At 40.6% G+C, this 25,834-nt stretch carries 24 protein-coding genes; 17 read left to right on the top strand and 7 right to left on the bottom strand.

The window, feature by feature from the left end; all coding sequences use genetic code 11:
* Positions 1-82 precede the first annotated feature (82 nt).
* A complete protein-coding gene (locus tag BCOA_RS22650) occupies positions 83-694 on the top strand; it encodes a TetR/AcrR family transcriptional regulator (RefSeq protein WP_225620934.1) in 612 nt (203 codons plus the stop codon).
* A gap of 148 nt (positions 695-842) precedes the next feature.
* Here the strand turns inward: BCOA_RS22650 and BCOA_RS22645 are convergent, their stop codons facing one another.
* Both BCOA_RS22645 and BCOA_RS22640 read right to left on the bottom strand, forming a co-directional pair.
* Positions 843-1,301 (bottom strand): hypothetical protein, encoded by a 459-nt coding sequence (locus BCOA_RS22645; protein ID WP_026104499.1) that lies wholly within the window; start codon positions 1,299-1,301, stop codon positions 843-845.
* A 5-nt stretch (positions 1,302-1,306) separates the two neighbouring features.
* Positions 1,307-2,095 (bottom strand): hypothetical protein, encoded by a 789-nt coding sequence (locus BCOA_RS22640; protein ID WP_026104498.1) that lies wholly within the window; start codon positions 2,093-2,095, stop codon positions 1,307-1,309.
* A gap of 586 nt (positions 2,096-2,681) precedes the next feature.
* Between BCOA_RS22640 and BCOA_RS22630 the strand changes: the two genes are divergently transcribed.
* From BCOA_RS22630 to BCOA_RS22605, 6 genes are all read left to right on the top strand, one after another.
* Positions 2,682-3,848 carry an MFS transporter gene (locus BCOA_RS22630; protein WP_014096437.1) on the top strand — a complete coding sequence of 389 codons (1,167 nt, stop codon included), beginning with the start codon at positions 2,682-2,684 and terminating at the stop codon, positions 3,846-3,848.
* Positions 3,849-3,874: 26 nt separating this feature from the next.
* Positions 3,875-4,777, top strand: a complete 903-nt coding sequence (locus BCOA_RS22625; RefSeq protein ID WP_014096436.1) for an ATP-grasp domain-containing protein — start codon at positions 3,875-3,877, stop codon at positions 4,775-4,777.
* A 61-nt stretch (positions 4,778-4,838) separates the two neighbouring features.
* On the top strand, positions 4,839-5,063 hold the full coding sequence (locus BCOA_RS22620) for a hypothetical protein (RefSeq protein ID WP_046721642.1): 225 nt from the start codon (positions 4,839-4,841) through the stop codon (positions 5,061-5,063).
* A 150-nt stretch (positions 5,064-5,213) separates the two neighbouring features.
* A complete protein-coding gene (locus tag BCOA_RS34605) occupies positions 5,214-6,167 on the top strand; it encodes an ArsR/SmtB family transcription factor (protein WP_230951734.1) in 954 nt (317 codons plus the stop codon).
* 180 nt (positions 6,168-6,347) lie between these two features.
* Entirely contained in the window at positions 6,348-6,647 is a 300-nt protein-coding gene (locus BCOA_RS22610) for a YkvR family protein (protein WP_026104497.1), read from the top strand.
* The gene (locus BCOA_RS22605; RefSeq protein WP_014096433.1) at positions 6,644-7,639 is read left to right on the top strand and encodes an LLM class flavin-dependent oxidoreductase; all 996 of its coding nucleotides are present in this window, start codon (positions 6,644-6,646) and stop codon (positions 7,637-7,639) included. The genes BCOA_RS22610 and BCOA_RS22605 overlap by 4 nt, the downstream gene beginning before the upstream one ends.
* 1,255 nt (positions 7,640-8,894) lie before the next feature.
* Here BCOA_RS22605 and BCOA_RS22600 read toward each other — a convergent pair.
* Entirely contained in the window at positions 8,895-10,124 is a 1,230-nt protein-coding gene (locus BCOA_RS22600; RefSeq protein WP_014096432.1) for an MFS transporter, read from the bottom strand.
* 355 nt (positions 10,125-10,479) lie between these two features.
* Here BCOA_RS22600 and BCOA_RS22595 point away from each other — a divergent pair, with 355 nt between their 5' ends.
* Together BCOA_RS22595 and BCOA_RS22590 are read left to right on the top strand one after the other, a co-directional pair.
* On the top strand, positions 10,480-11,019 hold the full coding sequence (locus BCOA_RS22595) for a GNAT family N-acetyltransferase (protein ID WP_014096430.1): 540 nt from the start codon (positions 10,480-10,482) through the stop codon (positions 11,017-11,019).
* Between the two features lie 315 nt (positions 11,020-11,334).
* Positions 11,335-11,823, top strand: a complete 489-nt coding sequence (locus BCOA_RS22590; RefSeq protein WP_014096428.1) for a GNAT family N-acetyltransferase — start codon at positions 11,335-11,337, stop codon at positions 11,821-11,823.
* Between the two features lie 387 nt (positions 11,824-12,210).
* Here the strand turns inward: BCOA_RS22590 and BCOA_RS22585 are convergent, their stop codons facing one another.
* Entirely contained in the window at positions 12,211-12,615 is a 405-nt protein-coding gene (locus tag BCOA_RS22585) for an NUDIX hydrolase (protein ID WP_014096427.1), read from the bottom strand.
* A gap of 211 nt (positions 12,616-12,826) precedes the next feature.
* Positions 12,827-12,973, bottom strand: coding sequence for a hypothetical protein (locus BCOA_RS35305; RefSeq protein WP_014096426.1), 147 nt, complete (start codon positions 12,971-12,973; stop codon positions 12,827-12,829).
* Between the two features lie 324 nt (positions 12,974-13,297).
* Between BCOA_RS35305 and BCOA_RS22580 the strand changes: the two genes are divergently transcribed.
* The 5 genes from BCOA_RS22580 (at position 13,298) to BCOA_RS22560 (ending at position 17,977) form a co-directional block, all read left to right on the top strand.
* The gene (locus tag BCOA_RS22580; protein ID WP_014096425.1) at positions 13,298-13,918 is read left to right on the top strand and encodes a hypothetical protein; all 621 of its coding nucleotides are present in this window, start codon (positions 13,298-13,300) and stop codon (positions 13,916-13,918) included.
* A gap of 212 nt (positions 13,919-14,130) precedes the next feature.
* Complete coding sequence (locus tag BCOA_RS22575; RefSeq protein WP_014096424.1) at positions 14,131-15,399, top strand: MDR family MFS transporter; 1,269 nt, start codon at positions 14,131-14,133, stop codon at positions 15,397-15,399.
* A 197-nt stretch (positions 15,400-15,596) separates the two neighbouring features.
* On the top strand, positions 15,597-16,037 hold the full coding sequence (locus tag BCOA_RS22570) for a GNAT family N-acetyltransferase (protein WP_014096423.1): 441 nt from the start codon (positions 15,597-15,599) through the stop codon (positions 16,035-16,037).
* Between the two features lie 212 nt (positions 16,038-16,249).
* The gene (locus tag BCOA_RS22565) at positions 16,250-17,041 is read left to right on the top strand and encodes a lipid II flippase Amj family protein (protein WP_014096422.1); all 792 of its coding nucleotides are present in this window, start codon (positions 16,250-16,252) and stop codon (positions 17,039-17,041) included.
* 162 nt (positions 17,042-17,203) lie between these two features.
* Positions 17,204-17,977 carry a CPBP family intramembrane glutamic endopeptidase gene (locus tag BCOA_RS22560; RefSeq protein ID WP_225620938.1) on the top strand — a complete coding sequence of 258 codons (774 nt, stop codon included), beginning with the start codon at positions 17,204-17,206 and terminating at the stop codon, positions 17,975-17,977.
* Between the two features lie 70 nt (positions 17,978-18,047).
* On the opposite strand, the gene BCOA_RS34600 is transcribed toward BCOA_RS22560, so the two are convergent.
* Together BCOA_RS34600 and BCOA_RS22550 are read right to left on the bottom strand one after the other, a co-directional pair.
* On the bottom strand, positions 18,048-18,284 hold the full coding sequence (locus BCOA_RS34600) for a hypothetical protein (protein WP_014096420.1): 237 nt from the start codon (positions 18,282-18,284) through the stop codon (positions 18,048-18,050).
* A 555-nt stretch (positions 18,285-18,839) separates the two neighbouring features.
* Positions 18,840-20,525 (bottom strand): IS1634 family transposase, encoded by a 1,686-nt coding sequence (locus tag BCOA_RS22550; protein WP_014096419.1) that lies wholly within the window; start codon positions 20,523-20,525, stop codon positions 18,840-18,842.
* A gap of 149 nt (positions 20,526-20,674) precedes the next feature.
* On the opposite strand from BCOA_RS22550, the gene BCOA_RS22545 reads away from it, so the two are divergent.
* From BCOA_RS22545 to BCOA_RS22535, 3 genes are all read left to right on the top strand, one after another.
* Entirely contained in the window at positions 20,675-21,985 is a 1,311-nt protein-coding gene (locus BCOA_RS22545) for a transposase family protein (RefSeq protein WP_013858128.1), read from the top strand.
* Between the two features lie 652 nt (positions 21,986-22,637).
* Positions 22,638-24,053 carry an ISLre2-like element ISBco6 family transposase gene (locus BCOA_RS22540; RefSeq protein ID WP_014095994.1) on the top strand — a complete coding sequence of 472 codons (1,416 nt, stop codon included), beginning with the start codon at positions 22,638-22,640 and terminating at the stop codon, positions 24,051-24,053.
* A 377-nt stretch (positions 24,054-24,430) separates the two neighbouring features.
* Positions 24,431-25,720 (top strand): hydroxymethylglutaryl-CoA reductase, degradative, encoded by a 1,290-nt coding sequence (locus BCOA_RS22535; RefSeq protein WP_014096418.1) that lies wholly within the window; start codon positions 24,431-24,433, stop codon positions 25,718-25,720.
* Positions 25,721-25,834: the final 114 nt, after the last annotated feature.

Here is a 25,834-nt window from a genome sequence, read left to right as displayed (position 1 = left end):
TTTGGTTAATATTAAGAAGTGGAGAGCTCTCCAGTTCATATTAAACGGAGATGTCTCCGCTTGTCAACGATTTTTTTCGGGAGTGATAAAGTTGAAGGATGAAAAACCAGGCTCCGCACGGGCGGAACGGCGTGATGCAGCTGAGAATCGCCAACGTATATTGGCTACCGCAATCCGGCTGTTTGAGCAGTTCGGGGTTGAACAAGTCAGCATGAATCAAATTGCCACAGAAGCCGGGATTGGGCCGGGAACGCTGTACCGCCGTTATCGAAATAAAGGAGAATTATGTCTGGATTTGATAAAAGGCAATGTGGTTTCGTGTTTCAAAGACATTCAAACGTATTTGGAACACAATCGGAAAGAGCCGCCGGAACAGCGATTAAAAGGCGCTCTCCGTATATTTCTCCGTTTCAGGGAAAGCAAAATGCAATTGCTTAAAGGTGTGGAGGACGCCGGTACAACAAATCGAAAAAAGGCAGGAACACGCAGCCCTTTATATGATGAATTGCACCGGTTGCTGGTAGAACTGTATCATGAGATGAATAATGAAAAAGAAGCCGTTCGAAACAATGTCTTCAAAGCGGACATGCTGCTCGAGGCATTAAAAAGTGATGCCTACTTGTATCAACGGGAAGTGCGCGGATATTCCCCCGAGGAAATATTGGACCTGCTCTATATCACATTTGTTTCATGACGGATAAATTTATGGTCACTCGCCATGCATGTACACTTGTTGAGAGAATGGCAAGGGGAAGGGAAAACACTGCGGAATGTTTTTCACGATGTAAAGAGAGGCCATCCCCTTGGCAATGAGTATGGCCTGTTTGTACTTACAAAACCCATTATTTTAATTTTGCTACCCCTAATGCAAAATGGCTCCAAAGTATATTTTCAACCGATTCTGCTTGTGACAAATCACATTCAACAATTAAAATGATTTCAGCGTGTTTCCCTTTTAAAACACGCTTCTTTTTCTTTATGAACAGCTCCATTACAAGCCGGATGGCAAAACCCACAATAAACCCGGCAAATGCACTAATCAGCCCCCAGTAAATGGGCCCCCAGGCGAGTTTAAAGCCGATGCTTGCGCCGATTACAGAAAATGCAGTGGCGATCCCCATGCCGATATCAATTAGGCTTGTACCGTCCGAGCGGTGGAGCGTATCAAAAATTTTCCGTTCTTCTTTTCGGTTATCCAGCGGGACCGCAAATATATTTTCTTTCGGAATCCCTTTCTTTTCCAGTGTTGAAATGGCCATTTCCAAAAATCCGTTACTTTCGAATGTAGAAAAAAGCTGCAAACCAATCACTTCACTTTTTGTCCTTTTCGTATCCGGAAACCGTCCGGCTGGTAATGCCGGGTTAAATATTGTCGTAATTCTTTATCGAAAAGTTTGTTGTTTTCGACTGTATTCATATACGAATCATAAGCGGCAAACCCAAAGTGTGAAGGGATGAAAAGAAGCCATTCCGGGTTTATAACCGAAGTTGCTTCTTTTATTTTGCCCCAAAATAAAAGTATAACCGCTTCCTGGAAATGGGACTGGTAATAAAACACCACCAGCCATACAATGACAAAAATTGCTGTTAAAACTCTGTGTATATAGAGCTGCCCCAATCCTGGGACAAATAATGACCACATAACGGAAAGTAGGGGGTTGCGCTTATCCAGGTAGTTAATCTCCAATGCGCCCAATGAAAAAGAATTAAAACGGTGTTCCTCCCGCTCTGCTAACAGATAAATTTTATTCATATCCACGGTTGTGCGATAACTGTCCCAAATGCCAAAAAGGTAAACAGGAATATACATGAGAAGCCATCTTGTGTCCAGTACGGCTTTTGCCATGTCAATATTTCCTTGAAACGAGTAAATCATGGAAAGGTTCACATTTGCTTTCAAATTAACGACAACTTCCCAGATAAATAAAGCATATCCCCTGATATATTTGGATAACAGCAAATGCCCGAATCCGGGAAACGCGGCGGACCACCATGCAATGATATAAGGATTTCTTAAATGCAATTGCGTAGTCCCTAAAATACTAACATGTGCTTTATATCGCCTGGCTGTATTATCGTTACGATAATTGTCCATCTTATCCACCTTTAAAAAGCCCATTTAAGTTAGCTTGCCGAATACGGAGGACATTTATACGCGCGGTATTCTGACCGGGGTAATGGGATGAAACGGATTTGATTCTTAACATAACGGCATCCCCATAATGAAATGGTTGCTGTTCTTTACTGGTAAAAAGGGAAACCCCAAAAGCGGCCGCGCTTCATTGACAGTAATTTAACGGTTTTTGTACGTTTTATGGTTGACGTGTTGTTTCACGCTTTATATAATTGATTGTGTAATTGTACAATTGCGCAATCATGAAAATAAAGGAGATGACATGTTATGACTATGCCCTTAGAAAACCGGCGGAAATGGATGAGGCGCATTGAAACAGAAGCCCTCTTATTGCCGGAAAAAAAGCGTATGTCCTCCAGTGCAAATGATAGTGGGATTTCCTTATACAATTTAATCGAATTGGGTAAGAAAAAAGGGCTCCTATTATTTCCCCGGTTACCCGACATTGTACGGATTGTTGTTCACCGAAACATATCGGAGGAGCAAGTTGAACAAGCAGCCCGCATCATAAAAGATGTTTATGCAAGTTTTAAGAGGAGCGCCTTATATGTTTAGAAAAGTGAACGAAGGATGGATGTCCTTTTTAGTAAGATTTTTCAATTCCCTGGGGTTCTATATCTTTACCCCGCTTTTGGCACTATGGCTAACCGAAACCAAGTCCTTGGATTTGTCCAAAGCCAGTATCATTGTTGCCAGTCTGACTTTGTTTTCAAAAGCCGGGGGTGCATTCGTTGGCGGGTTGATCGACCGGCTGGGGGTGCGTTTAAGCCTCATCCTTGGATTATGGTCCAGCGGTGGTATACTGATGCTTATTCCCATCGTTCCATATTTTCCGTTATTCATTGCCCTGTCCGCATTGCTCGGTACTACCATCTCTTTATACAATGTCGCCTTGAAAACGCAAATATCGTTTATGAATGAGCATAAGCGCCTGCGCGCATTTGCGTTATTAAATATAGCCGTAAACCTCGGAGCTTCGATTGGGCCTTTGGCAGGCGGCTGGATCTTGGATTTAAAATCATTGTGGCTAATGTTTTTAGCCGCTGGCAGTTACTTTATAGCGGGAGGAGTGGCCTGTCTACTTCCTGAACCACCCATGGAAAAAGAAGAGAATCGTTTAAATCTATTTAAATACCTGTATTTAGAGAGATATCATTTGCTGAAAAGTCCGTTTTTCCGTTTTTTATTCGGATCAGGCTTACTCTGGTTCTTTTATATTCAAATGTTTTCCACTCTGCCTGTATATGTATCGGGTGAAATCAGCGGCAAGACAACGGGGCTTGTCTTCACACTGAATGCTGTAACGGTTATTGCCTTCCAAGGAATCTTTCCTTCCGTTCAGCCAAAGCTGAAAAAGGAACAATGGTATGCGTTGTCTTTTTTGTTGTTTGGTAGCTCCTTCTTTCTTCTTTGGATTGACCGAACAGTGTTTTCTATCTTTTTATCTATGTTCTTGTTCAGCCTGAGTGAAATCATTTGGACACCATTGATAGATACAGAGGTTTTACAAAAACATGGGAATTTGAGCTCTTCATGGGCCTTTGGCATTGCCGGCGTTGTATGGGGGCTATGGGAGTCCTTTGGAAGTTATGCAGGGTTAAGTTTGTTGAAATTCTTTCCGGGGAGATTATACTTGCTGTTGACTGTCATGACTGTGATAATCGGTTTAAGTTTGATTTTGCGATCACTGTCCATGAGAAAAGGTGAAAATTAAGAAATTGCGATGGGGGGTTGGAAACATTGAAGCGGCTCATCTTATTGGGCGCGAGTGAGGAGGGAATTTCAGCTGCTCACGCATGCGGGTATCATGTTATCGTAATTGAGCGTCCAAAGAAAAGCATTTCTGAAAAAGTAACTGCATTAGCGGAGGCCATCTATTTTGCGGATATTTGGGATACCGATGCCGCGCATAAAGTGGTCGAAAAAATTTTTTCCCAGTATGAAGATATTAAACTCATCCTTAGTTTTACGGAACTGGGACTTGAAACAGCAGCTTACTTGAGTGAGCGATACAATTTAAAAACCAATCCGTTTGAAACAGTAAGGCGGACAAGAAACAAAAATCTGATGAGAAATGCTTTTGCATCTCATGATGATTTGAAACTGCAAACTTTTTGCGGAAAGGCAGACAGACTCCCCGAAAAAATTTCCGGTCTGTTGCCGATGATCATCAAGCCCAATGACGGATTTGGCAGTCAAAATGTTGCTTATATAAAAAACCAATCGGATTGGGAAAAATGGCTGCGGACTCATGCCCAAAGTAAACTTGAGTGGATTTTGGAACCTTTTATTGAAGGCCCGGAGTTTAGCGTAGAAACAGTTTCATCTGAAGGGACGCATACGGTACTTGGCATTACGGAAAAGGAAACGAGTGGTATGCCAAATTTTATCGAAACCGGGCATATTGTGCCTGCGCTCCTGGAAACTGAGCAAAAACAGCAAATAGAAAAGATCGTCAAAAAAGCACTGACTGTTCTGGGCGTTCAATACGGTCCCGGGCATGTTGAAGTAAAATGGGATGTTGTCAACAAACGCCCGGTTGTAATTGAAGCACATACGAGACCGGGGCGGGGACTTTATTCCGTTTCTGCACTTTCTGTCCAGCGGTCTCAACCAATACGAACTTGGCATATTAAGCTTTGAAGGGAAACACAATCTTGATATGCAGCCACAGCATACAAAATTTTCACAAGTGAAGTTTTTTATGCTTGAAGAAGGGCGATTGAGTGCTTTGGAGCTGAGGTCCTCTGTCCCGGAGCCTGTTGTGGAATGGAAAATTGCTTATCAAGTAGGGGAGCACATCCCCGGAAGCCGTGACTCGTTTACAAGAGGCGGGTACATCATTGCTTCATCCGATTCCAAAGCACTTGTCGCTAAAGCCATCGATGATTTTTATTCTCGTATTGTATGGAAAATAGATAAAATATAAGAAAGTTGTGGTCATATGGCAGTATTAACCCCTGATTCAAATGAATTTCAAATTAAATTGGAGTTTTTAACCTCTCCTGTCTTTGAAATGATGGCATCTTTAAGAAAATGCTATCTCATGCAAGGGCGGTTGGAATGGGAAGATATAAACTTGCAAAATTTTTATACGGAAAATCAAGGATTACTCAAAAGGTACTACGGCGGTTTTGAGATGGGGGCCCAGCTTGCTGAGCTTGTGATTGGGCTAAGCCAGCCCCATTCTATTCAGGATTTTATCCATTGGGTTCAACAGATGGATCGTCCCCGTTTTCTTTATTACTTATTGGGCCGGTATCTGGAGGTGGAGGAAATTGAAACCATTTTTGAAAACTCGCCCGAACCGTCAAATGAAATAAAGCAAAGAATTGAAAAAAAGGGCGGATTCGTGCACCAGGAACAGTTGGCTTTTGCGGAAAATTGGCCTGTTTGGCATCAAGAGTTGGTCGATTTATGGTCTGCATACTATGAGGAATATTTTTTTAAAATAGCAAGGCATGTGGCGTCTTTTTGGGAGCAAGCGAATGACAAACTGGCAAGGGACCTGAATACGAAAGGGCTAAATGAGGTTTTGAGAAGGCTGCTGAAGGGAAAAACGATTCCTGAACAATTTCCTGAGAATAAGCAAACCGAAGTGGTTCGCTTTTTTCCTTCTTACTTTGTTTCACCAAAGTTCATCCTGATTTGGGGATGGGGCGAATTAAATCTCGTTTATGATCTTACAGCATATGTGGACCAGCCATTGCCCGCTCCTTCCCCTTTTGAGATCAATGACACGCCGGCCACATTGGATGAAATCTCCTTTTTTGGCAAAGCGTTATCAGAGCCGATGCGTATACGGATTTTGTCTTTGATTGCAAGAAAGGAAGGAATCAAAGCCCAGGAGATGGCCGAAAAATTAGACCTGAACCCTGCCACGATCTCCAGGCACCTGAACATTTTGAAAAGTTGCAAGCTCATCACGGAAACCAAGCAAAAAAGCCATAATATTTACTTTATCAATCATAGCGAGTTCAGGCGCTGGGCAAAACAACTAGAAGGGGAGCAATTTTTAAAGGCTTTCGATTGATGCTTGATTCGGCCGGTTTGTTTTAGAAAGCAGCTAAGGTGCATTTCAAGCGCAACGGGTTGCTTTAGTCTGGGCACGTCCCTCGAGAAACACCGGCCGCACGGGCAAGCCTCTCTCCTGTACTTGGTGCAGCCGTGCATGTAGACTAAAAGGAGACAAAAGGTGAAAGCAGGTGTTGTTTTGGTATCCTATATCGTATTAAACAAACGGAAGATTGATGTGGAACGTTATCGGGAAGAGGACGTACAGGGGCTGAAGCAGATCGTGGTTGACTTCAAGGTCACAAGCGATGATTATCATGATATTGCCACCTTGCTGTATCAGGGAAAATTTGATGTGGAAGTGCCTGAAAAGGGGCTTGCTTTCAGGGGTGCGATCCGGGAATATTCTACTTCCATTACGAATCTATATGAAAAAGGCCAGGTCGGCGACTACCATTTAGCATTGCTGGAAGTGAAAGAAGGAGAGAACAAAGCGTGAAACTCAGTATTTTAGACCAGGCGCCTATTTCTTCCGGTCAAACAGCGAAAGACGCCCTGAACAACGCGATGGAACTGGCCCGTGCAGGAGAGTCATTCGGATACACGCGGTACTGGATTGCGGAACATCATGATTTGCCGGGTCTTGCCAGCAGTGCGCCCGAAGTGATGCTTGGATTTATCGGCGCGCATACGAGCACAATCCGGATCGGCTCCGGGGCCGTGCTTTTGCCGCATTATAAACCGTACAAAGTCGCGGAAGTGTTCAATTTGCTCTCCGTATTGTTTCCAGGCCGCATTGACCTCGGCATTGGCCGGGCGCCGGGTGGTTCTGCCGAAGCAACCAGCGCATTATCCGATCAATTTTTGCAAAAAGTGTACAAGATGCCGGAACTGGTGGAAGAATTGCTTCATTTTCTCCATCACGATTTTCCGGAAGACAATATTTTTTCCCGCGTCAAGGCTGCCCCTGTCCCGGCCGATCCGCCGCGTGCCTGGCTGCTTGGCACAAGTGGCAAAAGTGCCGTGTTGGCTGCCCGGTACGGCATGTCGTATGCGTTTGGCCAGTTCATGAGCGAACAGGATGGCACGGCAATTTTAAAGCAATATGAGCAGGCTTTTACGCCCCGTAAGCCGGGGGATGTGCCACAAACTTTGTTAACCGTTTCCGCAGTATGTGCCGAAACAGCTGAGAAAGCGGAAGAAGTGGCATGGAGTTCCCTGATATGGCAGCTGCAGGCGGAAAAAGGGGGACAAGCATCCGTGCCGTCTATTGAAGAAGCAAAATCTTATCCATTAACCGGAAAAGACAAAGAGAAATTGGCAAAAATGAAGCAAAACATGGTAATCGGGAATCCGCGACAAGTACACGCGGCATTCACCAGGTTACAGGAAAAATACGGAACGGATGAAATCATGATTTTGACGATTGCCCATTCTCCCCAGGACCGGATCCATTCTTACAGGCTTATTGCGGAAGAAGTGCTGGGGTGAAGCAAAGTACTGAATGGCCTTTAGCGGCAATAAAAGCCCACTTTTCCTAATTGATGGAAGATGTGGGCTTTTATCTATATGCTCCCCTAACTCGCCAAATGTCTAATGAAGGCTTGCTGAACGAATCCGATTTTAGTTTTCACCCAATTTATCAGCAAGCTCTAGAACTTTTTGCCAAAGCTGTCAGCATACTGTAAAAATCTGGGGATTTTGGTTATTCAGTAAGCCCTATGTTAAGGAAGCGCGGAAAAATGACATTGTTCCTTTACATAGAGGCTGTCTATGTTAAGGAAGTGTGGAAAAAAGACGTCCTTTCTTTACATAGAGTGCGTCTACGTTAAGAAAGCGTGAAAAAAAGACGTCCTTTCTTTACATAGAGCGCGTCTATGTTAAGGAAGCACGAAAAAACGACGTCCTTTCTTCACATAGGGCGCGTTTCAAAGTGTAAGCTTTTCCCTTCATTTTTTATAAAACCCTTGCATTAATTCTTGCCAAAGCTGCCAGCATCCTTGCCAAATCTAGAAATTTTGCTTATTCAATTCAGCAAGCCCTAATTAGAGGTTTTATCGAGACAGTTCTATCTAACCAGCGGATTGTCAATTAAACGCTCTCGTGCTTCAAGGTAATTTAATATTCGGGAAAAGTTCTAAGCATGTAAAGGAAGTATGGGATAAACCAAGTCAAGAGAAAGTCAAAGTACATTACGTGAAAGGCACAGATGTTTACTATTATTGGGGATATTCTCATGAAAATAACGAAATATCTTGTTTCATCATTTATTTTTAGTAGTATTATAGCCGAAAAAATAAATGGATCCAAAGAAGCATTGTTTAATAAAAAATACACTACAACTATAACCCGTCTTTAGAAACAGAGGCAGTGCCTTTTCTCGTAGATCCATCCATTTCATGACAAAATCGGAATTGGGAGAGGTGAAAAGGGTCTAATATCCCCAGCGTTGTTAACCCAAGTATGAACAGAACAACGCATGCAAAGAAAGGAATCGGCCAGGTTATTCCCGTCACCAAGTCAATGTTTTCCAATGAGTTTGGAAATCCTAAGACAACTGGTTAGGAGTGTGATCAAGTGGGATTGATGCAAATGGTTTTAATACTTGAACACCTAGCAATCCAAATACCACTTCAATAACCGCAAATTTTTTCAACCAGATCTCCTCCTGATCCAATCTTCCCGCCTTCCCGCTTTATCACCCGAATTGGCAAAAACCTGCTCGAAGTGAGAGCAGGTTTCTATTTTACTGTACATCTGAGGTGGTTTCATGCTGTTCCGTGATTAAAGTATTTTTCTTTTTTAAAAGAATAACAAAAGAAATCATCAAAAGCACGGATGCACCGATGAATGTAAAAATAATGTTGAACCGGTCTGAGACTGCCCCGGCCGCCACGGTAGAAAGCCCGAAAACGAGTGTGACCAAAGCATTTTGGGTGGAATAGATTTTCGGCAGCATCCGGTCGTCTGCAGTAGTTTGCAAGATCACTTGTAAAGAGATACCTTTAAGCTGGTCGAATATCCCGTTGGCCGCAATGAGCAGCAATGCTACCCATGGAACAGTATTGAAACCGAAAAACAGTGTGGTCAGGCACACCATCCCACTACCGGTGACCACAGTCAGGATCGGCCGGTTTTTGATGAGGGCGGACCTGTAGCCGACAAAGCCGGCCAGCAACATGCCGATAAAAAAGGCCGTGTTTAAGTACCCCCACCACGCAACCCCTGTTTTCAAGCGTTCCCGAATAAAAACATACAGGACGGCAGACAGCCAGGCCGTACTCGCAACTGTTTCAAAAACCATCAGCAAGTGAATCGTTCTTAACGCCCTGTTTTTAAAAATGATCTGCCATCCTTCCACCATTGCTTTCCTCAAAGCATTACCCTGTTTTTCCTGCCAGTTTGCGTGCTTCCTGTCCACAATGAAACCCATCATCAAGGTGGAAAGCATATACACACTAAAGGTGATCCAAAACATCCCGGTTGAACCGAATGAGGACAGGATGATCCCGCCAAGCGCCCAACCCCCTAATTGGATGGACTGGTCTGTAATAGAGACAAGGCTGTTTGCTTTTACGAGCTGATCCCGTGGAACAAGCCGGGGGATCATGGAACTCCTGGCAGGTGAAGCCCACCCGTCAAAAAATGAAATCAGCCCAACGAGCAGAAACAGCAAGGTAATTGTAGCAGGCTGAATGAAAACCATTGCGTAAACAGCTAATGCCATTAAGAGCAATGTTTTGATCAACTGCGAATACACCAGCACCTTTTTGAGCGAAAAACGGTCCAACAATATCGGTGCAATCAAGCCGCTGACAAACATCGTCAACGTGTTGGTGAATGGAACAAGCGACACAAACAGCGTCGATCCCGTGACAGAATAGACAAGGGAAATCAATGCGACAATATAAAACACATCCCCTGCATTCGCCAGGCACTGGCCAAACACCAGACATCCGAATGAGCGTTGCTTCACTGTGATCAAGCCCCTTTATTCAGTTTTTATAGCTGTTTAAGAGGCTTACATCACATTGGACAACGGCTCCTTTGGAAAGAATTTTTTGATAATAAATATTATAAAGTGTTTGGCGTTTGGCATCAATGCCAAAGTTGCCGCCTTTTAAATGTTTTAAGTCATGCATTGTACGGGATGTTAAGGATAAATCATAGTAATAAAGTTGGTGTATCTGAATGATTTTTTCCCTGTAGGAAAAGGGGGGTAATTTTCTCAATGGGTAATATTTTACACAACAACAATGTCTTATCATTCGTTCTTGTGTCACCTTTTCATTATAATAGACTCAAATATTTAAAAAATGAGGGATCATATTATGCCATTATTAGCAAATAATAAAATTATATTGAGGAGCATATCTGAAAAAGACTTAGACGGTTTATTCAGTTTATATGCTAATGAAGAAGTCATGAGATTTTTTGGAAGAATGGCTGCTAAAAACAAGCAGGAGGTTTTAAAAATTATAGAACAAAATATTCAAATGAAAAAAGAAGGAACCGGCATAAGATATGCAGCTTATTTAAAAGCTACAGACGATTTTGTCGGAATCATCACGCTCAAAAGATACAATGCAAGAAATATGCGAGCTGAAATTGATTATATTGTAGCGCCTGAGCATCAGAGAAAAGGGTTGGCTACTGAAATGCTAGGGCTGTTTCTGAATGAAATATTTAACAAGTGGAATCTGGAACGAATCTCGGCATATGTTTTTTTGGAGAATACTGCATCATGTAAGCTACTGGAAAAGTTCAACTTCACAAGAGAAGGAATATTGCGCCATTGGACTTGTGTAAATGGTAAATTTTACGATTCTTACTCTTATAGTTTACTTTCTTCTGACCGGACACAAAAATAGTAAAAAAGAGTTGGGCGGTAACATGGAACTAAATTGGGGACTTCTGTCATGCATGGAATCGGGAAACGCGAAAGCCCTGAAGTATTCATTTGTTTTTTACTCCAAAACGAAAGAATTTCCGCAATTTGTCAGAGCAAATTCGCACTAGAAAATGCTTATGATTTTTTTAGGAGAGAAAAAGCAATTTCGTTTGACAAGTGATGATTTATTCAAGGTTCGATGGGAATATGAGGCATACGTCATGCTGCAACCGGGCGGTTCAGTTTTTTAGAAAGCCCGGCCGGTTTAATAACTGTATATTGTGAGGTTTTTACAATGGAAGAAATTCATTTAGAAAAGTTCGGATCTGATGATTTTGATGATTATTTAAAACTTTACTCTAACCCGGATGTAATGGCAATGATAACGGAACGGGCGTTGTCAATAGAGGAAGCAATGCAAAAATATCAAAAAGTATTAGATCGAAACCAAAAGTTTAAACAGTTTGGGACATTTAAAGTTTATGTCGGCTTAAAAAAATTCATCGGGCTCGGAAGCCTGGTTTTAAATGAAGAAGTGCCGAGTGAGGCTGAAATTGGATATATGTTACTCCCTGAATATTGGGGAAAAGGTTACGGCGGTCAAATTGCCAGTAAATTAATCAACGCAGCCAATCATGCCGGTCTGCATAAGCTTACTGCAATCATAGATCCAAATAACACTGCTTCAAAAAAGATTCTGTTAAAAAATGGTTTCTGTACTGTAAAGATTTGTGAGATGGATGGGCTTCCGGGAGAGATATTAGAAAAGCAGCTTAGTCAATAACAGGTAGTATTAACGGCCTTTCTCCCTTTTCTTTTTTTAATGCTTCAACAGGGTCACCCGGTATAAGACGAAGCCGGTCTGAATCTCCAAGACCTTGCACGTAAACAGGCCCATTTGTGTTATTAAGAATGGGCCTAAAACTATTTTAACTCACTGATGGTGCAGGCTCTCCAGCTTTTATTGTATTGGGGTGGGGGCTTTGTCCAACCTCATTTTTGTAGATCTCGATTGTTTTCGTCTGGTCACTTCTATTTCAAATCCTTGGGCTACAAGGAGCCTGTAACATCGTAAATACTCTCATATAAAATCGAAAACAGCATGCTGACAAACCGGATACAATCCAAAATTAGATTCGTTTAGCAAGCCCAAATTATAAGGGTTTGCTGACTATCCTTTTTTTTCGTAAACCAATTTTGCCGCCGCTGTTATTGAATGCCTGTATCCTTCTGGTATAAGTTCGTTTTCTAAATGGTTTATTTTAATCCATTTGTATTCTATATGTTCCTCGCTTATCTGAATATGTGACAAATTGTCGCATACACAGAAATATGTTACAATAAACACAAATTTATTTGGAAGGACTTCATATACCCACGAATCAATAATATTTTCAACGCTGCACTTTAAATTCAGTTCTTCTTTGATTTCACGTTTCACGCATGTTTCTGGACTTTCGTTTTTCTCGAGTCTTCCTCCCGGCAACTCCCATTCATTGCGTTCGTTTTTTAGCAGTAATACGTGACCGTTATGTATGATAATGCCTTTAACGGAAACAGGCAAAACAAAACTCATGTTATACCTCCAGTGGCAGTCATCTGTTTTTTATGCTCATTTTACTGCCAGGATTTTCACGTTCTTATTGTCTTTCCTGCTGCAAAAATAACACTGTTGTGGATGTAAATCAAGATTTGGAAAAACCAATAAGGAAAAAGTAGTTACGAGCCTGATAAGCGGTTTTCATTGCCTTTAAGCCAGTTCGGCCGTCATATGGCGGTCAAAAGCGTCATCTACAAAAATCAAGCAGGCAAGTCCATTGTGTAAGCCGGTATGCACCAGACATGATCAAACGAGTTTTATTTGCTAAAGATCTTTTTGACTGGTGTTTCAGCTTACCACCATTAAGTTTTTTTCTTTCGCCTTCGTTTTCCATATCGCAATCCTTCGTTCCACAGCCAATATACAATACTTTTCATTCTTCTATTCCTTGTCGAGGGAACAAGATTTAAGTTGAAAAATTTCTTAATAATATTTAGAATATATGATAAAATGAATACAAAAAACAGGATTTAATGAATAATCCGGCCATAGTGTTTAACGAAAAAGGGGACTGTTTTGCAGAATCTTTTACCAAAGGAGTTCTTGGTTCATTTAAGCGTACCGGGAAATACATACAAATCCAGCCTGCCCTGCCAGCTCAGTGTTAGAATCTGTACTTGATTTTAGAGTAATTTGGGAAAACTTGAGGAGGGTTCATATGCTGCTATTCCATTATCATTTTTGGACACCTCATTTAGAGGAAACAGAAAAATTCTATGTAGAGAATGTTTTTCGAACTTCACTTCGGACGGGGAAATACCAAGGAGAATATCAAACTTTCAATCCTCCTTTGGAATGGGATGATTTCCGGAACAAACCTATTACTTTCAGGATAATTGAAGTCAGGAGAGGTGCAATGAACATCACTTTTGGATTTGGGAAAAAGGTTATGTTTGATCACATTGGATTTTTAGTAACAAAAAAAGAACTCGATAAAATTTGTCACAATGCCCGGAGCATGAACTGGCCAGTTAACACGAATGATAGAAGAACTTTTATAGGAACGCCCTATGGTTTTAGAATTGAGCTTCAAAGTAATGCCGACTCAATAGATGGAACACGATCCAGTGAAAAAATGGAGGGATTGGAGTTAATTTTAAAAAAAGAGGGATTCGAAAGAGATTTATCTAAATTATTAAACAGTCCAGTTCATTTTATTCGCTCAAAAATAGGAGAAACCCCTACAATAAGTAAAGCAGTGATGAGTGGTATCCTTATTTCAAATCAAAAAGATCCCAATGGTGTAAATGTGATTGGGAAGGTTGGAGAAACGAATTAACAATAGCAGTACCCTGAAATGCAGCACAAAGCATTTAAAACAAAGCTATTAAAGAATAAGTGGGGAAGAAAAAGCGGAGGCCAAACTGATTATACGCTGTACCATCCCGGATGTGCACGATGTGATGCTGGTTGAAGACATATGAATCATTCGCTTAGGAATCATTTATAAACTTACCGAATCAGATTTTATGGCCTTGAGAGGATCAAATTATGAAATTTAGAGATTTTCACGTTAATATAAAAGTAAGAATTTTCGAATTATTTGCCAGCAGGTTAGTGGGTAACATGGTACTTCCCTTTATGTCTATATACTTGGCTGATCATTTTGGAACGAAAATTACCGGCTTACTGATCCTCATCAATGTATTTACCGGTATTACAATGTCACTTTTAAGTGGGTATATTGCGGATCAGTATGGCCGAAGAAATGTAATGATCACAGCTGAGTCTTTAAGACTTTGTTCATTTTTTATAATGACAGTGAGTAATTCCCCTTGGTTTGAATCTTATGGATTAACATTTATCGCAATGTGTATGAATAGTGTTTGCTGGGGACTTGCCGGACCTGCAAATCAGGCCATGCTTATTGATGTCAGTACGCCTGATCAGCGCAAGACGATTTATTCTATTATGTACTGGGCAAATAATATCTCTATGTCTATAGGCGGGATTATCGGAGCCTTTTTCTTCAAACGGTATCTGTTTCAGCTATTTTTAATTCTTACACTTATGACAGCGATCATCCTTATCGTCATTTTCTTGTTTATAAAAGAGACCCACAAACCTAGCAAATCGATAGCAACACCAAAAATGACGCCTAGAAAACATATTTTAGAAGTCTACTACACCTACAAGAAAGTAGTCCAGGACAGACTTTTTATAAGTTTTTTAACTGCAGCTGTCCTTTTGTTATCATTAGAAAACCAATTGACCAATTACATTGGAATAAAGCTGGATAAACATATGCCTATACAAGATTTTTTATTGTGGAAGATTGATGGATCCACCATGATGGGGCTATTAAGAAGTGAAAACACGATATTAGTAGCATTAATCGCTTTGTTTTCGGCCAAATTAACACAAAAATATAAAGATAAGAATATATTAGTAGTCAATTGTTTTATATATACAATTGGATTTTCCGGGATTGCGTTTTCAAATAATATTTGGGTTTTATTTATCATGATGGCGCTTCATACTTTAGGAGAAGTACTATTGGCTCCTGTTCAAGAATCTTACATGGCAACCATTCCTCCTGAAAACGCCAGAGGTGCATATTTAGCATTTTATAATTTACAATACGACTTATGTATGATCATAGTCGGAATAACTGTCTCGTTAAGTGGATTCCTGTCACCCTTCGTTATGGCTTGGATATTAACTGTAATCGGACTTTTAGGGACCTTTATTTTCTATTTCATCACGCCTAAGTTAGATATTTTAAAAGATAAAGCTATCAAAGAAGAAATGAGGATTTAGAGATTAATCATTGTAAAACAGTATAAGTGCAAGCAAGATACGTCTGTGGTATTTTCTTTCATTATGGTAAAGATGAAAAGCAGTTTTAGCGAATTTCTCGTGGAGAAAACGATGTACCAAGAAAAATATCGAGAGGATTAAAAATGGCCCTCAAGATTGGGGGATTTCAGTTCTATTGATCCGAGGGAGAGGGATAAATGGAAATAAGATTGCCGAATCAATTGGAAATGAAACAAATTCAACGTCTTACTTCGCAGGCGATTTATGAGGGGACAATGGGCGAAACAAAGCCAAATCTTGAAAAAGCAAAGGAAATCGTTGCATCCCTTTTAAAAAAGGGATGCAGCTACTTTGTTGCGGTTGAGGATCAGCAAGTTTTAGGATGGATACTAACCGGTATAAGCAAAGATTCTTTTACGGAGAAATCAGTCGGGTTTATTTATGAATTGTTTGTAAAGGAAGAGTTTAGAGGAAAAGGGATAGCGAAAGAATTAATGCTATACGCAAAACATTCCTTAAAAGAAGAAGGACTTACGGAGATACGCTTAAATGTATATGAGGGTAATCCGGCTATAAGATTATATGAAAAATTGGGGTTTCAAGTTAGAAGTGTTTCAATGGCTTTGAAATTGGAATAGCCAGCACTATTCTAAAACGTCCATTGGCGCTTAACCGGGTAAGATTTTGAGCAATGATAGAGGGAGAAATCATGGTTTTAAGTTGTTGGTAGCTAAATTGGTTTAGTAAAATGAAAGTTGAGCTTTGTGGCACCAAAGACTATGGAACAGAAGATAGAAGGGCTTGAATGGGAAGGATTGTCCGACGATCATTTACCCCAGGAGGTGGAAATATGGCCTTACAGATGATCATTGTGTTCATCTTGAATTTCATCATATCCTTGATTGGAACCCTAGCTTATTCGGTCAGAATGGTAGGGGTAAGAACAGGGAAGATTGCAGTATCTTTTGCCGTCTTCAATATTTTAACCTTGATTTCCAGGATTGCAGTGACATTTCAAGTACCGCTGCTGACGAAATATGTTGAAGGTCATACGGAGACAAGCGGCTTATTACATATTTTTAACCTTATCATCATTATTTCCGGAGTAGCCACTGCAGTTGGCGCTTTGCTCATTCCAACTTTCCAAAGACTATTTTACCGGGGCGTTTTGTACTTCTCGGCTGACCGGTCTATTCCTAAGCTGGTTCTGCACAGTTTTTCCAAGGCAGGTCTTCATTATATGAAGGACTGCGTTGCTGTACCTGTAAAAGAAAATATTTTACAGCTCAACTTTAGAAAGCTGCCGGTGAAAATTATTATTTACAATCTGGTAACAGTTGCTTTATTAACAGTTGGTTCTTTGGCGCCGATTTATGCGGGCAGTCTTGAACCGGATTTAAGGGCAACATGCATCACTTTATCTTCCATTATTAATGGAGTTGCAACCATTTTGATGTCGATCTTCATTGATCCGCAGCTATCCATCATGACCGATGATGTGATCGATGGCAAATGCAGTGAAGAGGATTTTAGAAAAGTGGTTGTTGCAATGGTAGGTAGCAAAACAGTGGGCACATTCGCATCGCTATTCCTGCTTATTCCTTCTGCCTATGCCATCGTTTTTGTAGCTAAAATGATTTGAAAATGGCCAAAAAGGGGCTTCCTAAATGTTCATTACAGCGGGATGCTAGAGGGTTGCTAGCATTTAAGAATGTTTCTTTTTTCCTTGATCAGCCATATGACACAGCTTATAAAAAGCGAACGCCGGAATACAGCCTGAGATTATGTTAAAATCATATTTGGTTTGAAAAATGATACGAATGGCTGGTGGGCGTTCATGAGAAAAACGCGTGATTGTTGGGTGATGATTTGTTCGATGGCATGGGTTGCCTTTGTTCTAATTTGTTTAAGATTCACCTTTGTCGCAAATTTTGGAGACATCACGAAAGTATTTGTTGAAGAATTGGTACTGCTTGTAAGTGTTTTCTTTTTAAATGTGTTGTTTTTAAAACAAAAAGTAACATGGCGGATAAAGTCTTCTTTTAAAGAAACACTGCTGATCATGATACCCGTTTTCTTTTTCTTTATGATTGATATATTGGTATCTTCCGGTCATGCATTGCTAAATATATTAAAGGCCGGCGGGATTTCAGTGATTGTCGCGCTCTTCGAAGAATATTATTTCAGGGGAATTATTTTTTCTAAAATCAATTTCTATTTAAACGAAGGAAAAGCGGCTTATGCAGGGAGAATAAAAGCCTGCCTGTATTCCGGGTTGATTTTTGGCGGATTTCATTTTATTAACCTTTTTCATCAATCATTTTATATTACAACGTTGCAGGTCATCCAGGTTACTTGTTTAGGCCTAGTTTTATGTGCCTTATATCTTCGCTCGGGAAGTTTAATACTCCCGATCATGCTTCATGCAGCAATCGATTTTATTAGTTTTATCAGTAGCGGGCCGGAAGTGGATGCCCATCTCACATTAAGAGGATGCCTTACGGGGGCAGTGGTTTATATTGTTATTGCATTTCTACTGTTAATTGGAGGCAGAAGGCGTATAGCTGCAAGGACATAACCTGCAAATGATGAAGGCATACTCCTCGCTTTATCTGTCTGCTGGTCCCATATAGTGAATCAGCAGCCGGTTAAATAAATGAGGGACTCCCATCAGCCATTGATCGACTATTGGGACAGCTCCTGTGCAGCCAACAATCTTTAGGAATATTTCTTTTTTCCTTGATGAGTTGTTCAAGTTCATTCAGATCTTCTTCTGTTGCCATGTTACGAATAAAAGAACGGGCGGAGGAGCGCAGGGGTAAATAGCGCCTGTGCTCTCTGTTTTTGTTATTATAAGAGGCCTGGTCGAACTTTTTATTTGTCATATGATTCCCTGCGTTTAAATAATTTTACGAAATACCATACAACAACGACTGTACCGATTACGGATAAAACAGCTCCGGAAACAAGATGAAGTGTTTGATTAAATCTGTCTCCGAAATAAAGATACAATGCAACAGCTGCCCAGAAGAAAATCAACAGTATTTTTTTCATAGTGTTTGTGCGATGCTAAGATATCGTTTTAGCGAGGAAGAAGATAATCCTCTCCACCTCTTTTCGGTTTGGCGGAAGGGTTTGATACAACCGTGTAGCGTTAATCTCCGCTGGTATTTATGCATCGGTGAAGTGATCCAGCATCGCTTTTCCCACTCCCTTTCTAAGATTAATTATACGAATGTATGATAAAACCGCCATAGAAAATAACAATTTTCTTATATCTTTTAACCCACATTTCGCACGTCTTAAATAAAATTCATTTTAATTTTTGAATGAACTATATTTAAACATTTTGGTGGGATGATATCTTCTTATTTTTGAGGAATTTTCGATAAAGTTCTATTGAATTCGACATTCTTTTCATGAATTCCTCCTGTTGTGTGTTATTCGCCTTTATTTTCGACATTTTTTGACACGTATATTGATAGATCATACCCGCATAATTCAATGATTTTTTTGGCTTGTGAATCAATATTATCGGGTAAGAGCCTTAATTTTTGTCGATTTTGATTTATAAGGATCACGGTGATATCTTCTAATTGCTCTAACAATGCTTGACCTGTGGGTTGATAGAGTTTCCTTTTTCCTTTCAAGATTAGAGATAGGTTCTTTTCTTTCAGTTCTTTTCTAACTCGATATTCTAAAATTCCATAGATTAATAAAGCCATCACATACACAATCCCTAAGGCCTCAACCCTTTCCGGGGTTTTCAAGTAAATGGCATCAATCATTTGTGAATCTTTGATTAATCGGAAACGGGTCTCAACGGCCGACTGTCCTTTATAAACCCTCAAAACTTCTTGATTGGATAGTGTCTCCTCGTCTAATTTATTTGTGATTAAAACAAAAGTGCTGAGCATTCTTTTCTTATTTTCGATAAAATCATGATCTTTTTCAAACGATTCCAGTTGTATCTGATAGATTTGTTCTCGTTTTGTCTGTTCGTCCTTTTTAGGTCTTCCTCTCTTTTTTCGTTTGATAGGTTGATCACTCATCTGGACGTTTAGTTTATAACAGAAATATGAAGCCTTTTGTTTTTTCTTAAAAGATTGAATTGCTTCTAGTGCGTCCTCTTTACAATGAAAGATAACTTTACTTAGTTTTTCTATCTCTTTTTTTAATTTTATTTCTTCCTTTTCGATCGCCCGATTTAGGGTTTTCTCTTTTCGTTGATCTAAATTGTTTGAGTGGACAACAAGAAACCGGTAAGGAAGGTTTTGAATTTGTCTTTCAAAAGCTTGAATTTGGTAAATAGCTGCGTCTTTTTTATTGCTAAGTGAGCCTACCCTTTCCCAGTTATTGAGCAACCATGCCTCTTTCTTTAGTTCTGTGCTTAAACCGAATGTATCAGGTAAACGGGAAATAAACGATAAATTTTGTTGTTGAATTTCCGCTAGATTTTCCGTTGTGATTAATGCAGAATCGGCTTGATAAATGAGATTTTTCCAATCTTCATGGGAAAGGATTTTTCTCATCTTTTGAATGAATTCCACATTCCAAGATTTATCCGAAGTATTCCCATTTTCTACTTTTGCAAGAATAGGAATTCGTTCAGGTGTGACCCCCATCCCCAGAACGATTTGTTTTAAGTCAGGCCTATGGGCCTTACTATACCCGTACGTAATTTGCAGTCCATCTTCCTTCGGTTGTTTATATTCACCGTAAACAGAAATTGATGTTGTATCGTTATGGAGTACACCAATAGGAAGATTCAATTTTTTTAATGCTTTTAATGCAAGGGTGGAATATACTTTCCATGCTTCGGCTTTATACAAGTAATCTAATGCTCTTCCTAATGCATCATCATTTAATTGATCGGGTGAAATCGATGTATCGAAAAGCATCTCAGAATCTAGGTTTTGATAGAATTCATGAACCTTATAAAGGGGCTTGCCACTGCATAAAATGTTTAAGACAAGGGCTTTAATCCTTGTTCCGGGTGAGATATGACAACGGACAGAATCCCATTTGACTAAATTATTAATGGTCTTTTCGAGTTCTATTTCATCACACAGTTTACAGCTCTGAGGAGTAAAAATTTTTCGTGATAATTTAAATATACCTCCCAAAAAAGCGGCCAAATATGTAATAATTTAAATAATTAGAGCTTGCTGGACGAATATTTTGGCATGGCTTAGTGACAAGTCGAATACAAGCTAAAATTTGATTCGTTCAGCAAGCCCTAATTAAACTTGGCTGTTTTGAGGGGGTTTTTATTTTGGTTACTAGAAAAGAAAAAAGAAATCGTGAAAAAGAAGCAAATTATTTTTTCGAGTTCCTTAAAATTCAGAAGCATTTTTTCAAAGACCTGATGAATAACCTAAAAAAGGTAGCAGACCACCGACATCAAAGCTATATCACTTATGGTCCAGAGGTCCTTTTATTTACGATGATGTTGAAAAATATGACCGGCCTAAAATCCATGAGAAACATGAGTGAGAGTTTTAATAAAGAAGAATGTATTAAAAATGTAGGGAAGGTGTTAGGCTTAGATTCTCTTGAAGAACTTCCACATTATGATACAATTAACGACTTTTTATCTGGCTTAGATGTAAATGAATTAGAAAAAATTAGAACGTATATGATTAAAGAATTATTGAAAAAAAGGTCTCTCGAGTCTTATCGAATTGAAGGAAAGTACTGGGGTGTCATCATTGATGGAACTGGATTACACACCTTTCATGAGAAACATTGTAAACACTGCCTGAGACGGGCATATACAAATAAAGAAACAGGAGAAACGAACGTACTTTATATGCACCATGTACTTGAAGCCAAGCTTGTCGTGGGGGATATGGTCTTCAGTATTGCCTCCGAATTTATCGAAAATGAATCAGAAAATGTTTCTAAGCAAGATTGTGAATTAAAAGCCTTCGACAGGCTGGCAAAGAAAATAAAAAAAATATTTAAAAGACTACCGATTTGTATCTTGGGAGATAGTCTCTATGCATGTGAAACGGTATTTAATCTGTGCAGGGCGCACAAATGGAAATATATATGCAGATTTAAGGAAGGGAGAATTAAAAGTATCTCGACGGAGTTTAAGGCAATAAAAGAGCTGGAACAAAGTAAGGATCAGAATTCATTAGTTTGGGTGAATGATATTGCCTACAAAGACAGAACGGTCAATCTGATGGAGGCCACAATGAAAACAGAGGATGGGAAATCGAAAGAATATGTATTTATAACGGATATTAAAATCACGAAAAAGAACGTGGAACGACTCATCGCTGCAGGAAGAAGCCGCTGGAAGATTGAAAATCAAGGATTTAACGAACAAAAAAATAATCGTTACAATATAGAACATGCCAATAGCCAAAACTACACAGCCATGAAAAATCATTATTTATTAGTTCAAATAACAGATATTATTAGACAGCTGTTTGAAAAAGGTTCGTCAATCTTAAAAGCACTCAAAAAAACGGCAAAAGAAAAATCCTCAAATCTGTTGGAATCGTTTCGGACACGCATTTTAACAGACGAGGATTTCACCCATTTAAGTAAGCCAATACAAGTAAGGTTTACTTAATGGTTATATTATAGCAAAGGATGTGATGTAAAAAAAGGTTTTTTTGAAGTTATCCACAATTTTAAAAAAGAAATTTGCAAATTCGGCTCTTTTTGACTTTGAAAGCAGAAAAAATAGATGGAAAAATTTTCTAAATGTGGATAAGTCATTTTATCATAAAACATCTAAAAATTGATGAATTTACTCTTCAGAACTGCACAGTTTAGATAAAAGTTGAGACGGCCCCACATGTAAGGTTAAAATTTGATCTGACATAAAAATTTCCTCATCTTCCTCTAGTTAGATAATCATTCAATTCTACAAAGAAGGAGAAAATTCCTTTAAAAAAATCACAAAATAGAAAAATTTACGTGCGGAATATGCGTTTTAACGAAAATCTCCGGCTTTTTTCGGAGATACCGAGAAAAAGGCAAAATTTTTATAATTCAACTATGAAGTGGAGAGCACCCCGTTTCTTCTGAGTAAACTAAATTATTAAAAAATTATCTACGTGGCTATTAAGATAAAAAAACGCACGAAGGAAGATGGCAAGCTGGAAAATTGTATGTGTAAAATTTTACTCGAAGGGGCATATGAGTGGAAAAAAATGGGAAGACGCTCTATCATCTAATTGTACACTTCAAGATGAACATCTAGAGAGAGAGGTCTTCCCATGGATATTATATCAATAATTGCTGGATTATTAAAGGATACAAAGAGTCTTATCGAATTTGAAGAACAGCTTAAACTTCTGATGCAGAAGGCTTTTACACAATGGGTTGGGGAAATATTTGAAGAGTTAGATAAAACAATTAAACAGGAGAAGTTAGAGGAGGGCTGGGTGTACTGCCGGAGTGATAACAGAAACATTCAGTTTCTATTTGGAAGTGTGACCTTTAAACGCTCATTAATGCATGACAAGAGAGGAAATTCCCATTATCCTCTGGATGAATGGTTAGGGCTGGTACCACACCAACGATACAGCCCGTTAGTGGAATTAAAGGTGGCAGAGTTGGCAAGTGAGAACACCTATCGGGAAGTAGCTGATATTTTAAAAGAGTGGACAGCAGTGAGTCTTAGTCACACAACTGTAGGGAACATGGTAAAACACGTAGGGAAAACTCAGGCGGAAGCCGATAAGGCACTTGTAGAAGAGCTAGAAATAGCTGTTTCCCTGCCTGAGGGGAAGAAGGTAGACTACCTGTTTTCTGAAGCAGATGGTGTATTCGTTCGGGGACTAAAAAAGAAACAGAGTATGGAAGTCCACCACGCCATTCTCTATGAGGGATGGGAAACCAATGGTAAAAGGGTCTCCCTGCGTCAGCCCACAGTCATCATGACGACGGAAGACATTCAGACATTTTGGGATGAAGTCCAAGCCACAGCTGCCAACACCTACTCCCTCGAAAAAACGCATGTCATTACAAACAGTGATGGAGGTGCGGGATACACAGCTGAACGGTTTCAAACAGCTTTCTCACAGTCGGAATTTCCGGTGCTCAACCAGCTGGATACCTACCACGTTGCACAAGCCATCATAAGGACATTTGGGGGCGGAAAGAGCGAGATCAAGGAGCAAATTAGAAAAGCGATTAGAACGCATGACCTGGACCAATTCACGTTATATTTGGATACGCACGAAAGCACCTTGACGGATAAAAAGGCTCTCAAGAAAATCAAGGAATTCCGTTCGTATATCTTGAAAAACTGGGACCGCATTTTTGACTGGAGAGACAGGGTGAAAAACGTGCCGGAAGGTGCGAGAGGCCTAGGAGCGATGGAATCGAATCAAAGGCATATCTCCTTCAGGATGAAAAAAAGGGGCATGCATTGGAGTGAACTTGGCGCAGAAGCCATGGTGAAAATCAAACAAGGCATACTCAATGGGACATTGAGAGAAGCCTATCTGAAACACCGTTCAAGAAGCGAGAGAAAGCAACGGAACTTGAAACAATTCATCAGGATGTCTCAACTACTCAAGCAGCCTGTACGCCCGTCAGTGGGCGTAAAGCACGGATCAGTTGCCCTGCATTCAAGCAGTTCATCGGCAATGGGACATTTAAGCAAAATATTAGAGCTTTCGTTTTAAGCCTGGCTCAGTGGGGACTGATCGTTGAGGCGCGCGAAATTTACGAGACTCCTGCGGGAAAAGCGAGCCAGGAAAGACCCCGCAGCGAGGTACGAGCGAGGAGGCTCGCCGGCCGCCCGCGGAAAGCGAGTGAATTTCGCGCGCCTCAACATCCCCGTTATCCATCTTTATACGGAAATATTACATCTTTTCCGAAAATTACACCGAGCAAGTAAAGCACGGTAGCCGAAAGTGTACAAAAAGAGTGTCTTGGAATACCCGATATTTAAACCTTGTCGAGAAAAACTTGACACATACGGAAAATTGGATGGCTGGTTTTCCCCCTGAAATGCGTTAAAATAAATGTATGCACTTTATCGCGCACAGAGGAGGAAAATATGGAAAAGCAACCTTTGCATAAATTTTACGAAAAAAACCGGCTTGAAAGAATCAAGGCGCTGGAACAGGCGAAGGCCATTTCAGCCGAAGATGCCGCGCTGCTTGAAAAAGGGCTTGTGCTGCCGGATGAAACGGCGGACCATATGATTGAAAACCAGATTGCCAAATATGAATTGCCATATGGTACGGCATTGAACTTTCTGATTGACGGAAAAGAGTATGTCGTCCCGATGGCGATTGAGGAGCCTTCTGTTGTGGCGGCGGCAAGTTCGGCGGCAAAAATCATCAACAAGGCAGGCGGTTTCCGAACGACAGTGAGCAATCGTATGATGATCGGGCAGGTGGCGTTAATGGAAGTTCCGGATCCGATCCGTGCGAAAACGGTGGTGATGGCCCATGAGGAAGAACTTTTGCAAACGGCAAATGAAGCCAAGCCTTCGATTGTGAAGCGGGGCGGCGGGGCCCGGAAATTGGAAGTCCGTCTGATCCCGGCTGATGAAAAAGCCGGCACACCTGCTTTTTTTGTTGTCCATCTCCATATTGATACGCTGGAAGCAATGGGTGCGAATATCATCGATACCATGGCGGAGGCGATCAAACCGCATTTGGAAGAGTGGACAGGGGGACGGGCATTAATGGGCATTCTCTCCAATTATGCCACTGAATGCCTGGCAACGGCCGAATGCCGGATTCCCGTGTCATTGCTTGAAAAAAACGGCATGTCCGGTGAAGAAGTCCGCGACCGGATCATTGAAGCCGCCCAATTTGCATACGCGGATCCTTACCGGGCTGCAACGCATAACAAAGGCATTATGAACGGCGTTGATGCCGTTGTGATCGCAACCGGAAACGATTGGCGCGCAATTGAAGCGGGTGCCCATGCCTATGCAGCAAGGTCCGGCAAGTATCGTTCCCTTTCTATTTGGAGCAAGGCAGAAAACGGAGACCTGCTTGGCAGCCTCACCCTTCCGCTTCCGGTCGGGACAGTCGGCGGCCAGATCAGCATCCACCCTGCTGCCGGTTTCAGCAAGCGGCTGCTGGGTTACCAAAATGCAAAAGAACTGGAATCGATCATTGTCTCCGCTGGGCTTGGCCAGAACTTTTCCGCCATCAAAGCTCTTGTAACAGACGGGATTCAAAAAGGGCATATGGCACTGCACGCCAAATCGCTCGCTATCACAGCAGGTGCCTCCGGAAGCGAAATTGACCGGGTTGCAGAAAAACTAAAACAAAGCGGGACAATTGATCTTGCTACGGCAAAGGAAATTTTAAAAGAAATCAGAGGATGACAGGCGGGGGCACTGAACACAGATAGGAAGAAAAAACACGCGGGTATGAAAAACGGCGCCAAGAATACCGAGGTACTGAACAAAATATAGAAAAAAAACGGTGAGACACGATTA

Source organism: Heyndrickxia coagulans 36D1, from assembly GCF_000169195.2.
GTDB classification, from domain to species: domain Bacteria; phylum Bacillota; class Bacilli; order Bacillales; family Bacillaceae_C; genus Weizmannia; species Weizmannia faecalis.
The sequence above is the reverse complement of the archived record's forward strand: the minus strand, read 5'-3'. Positions and strand labels throughout refer to the sequence as shown.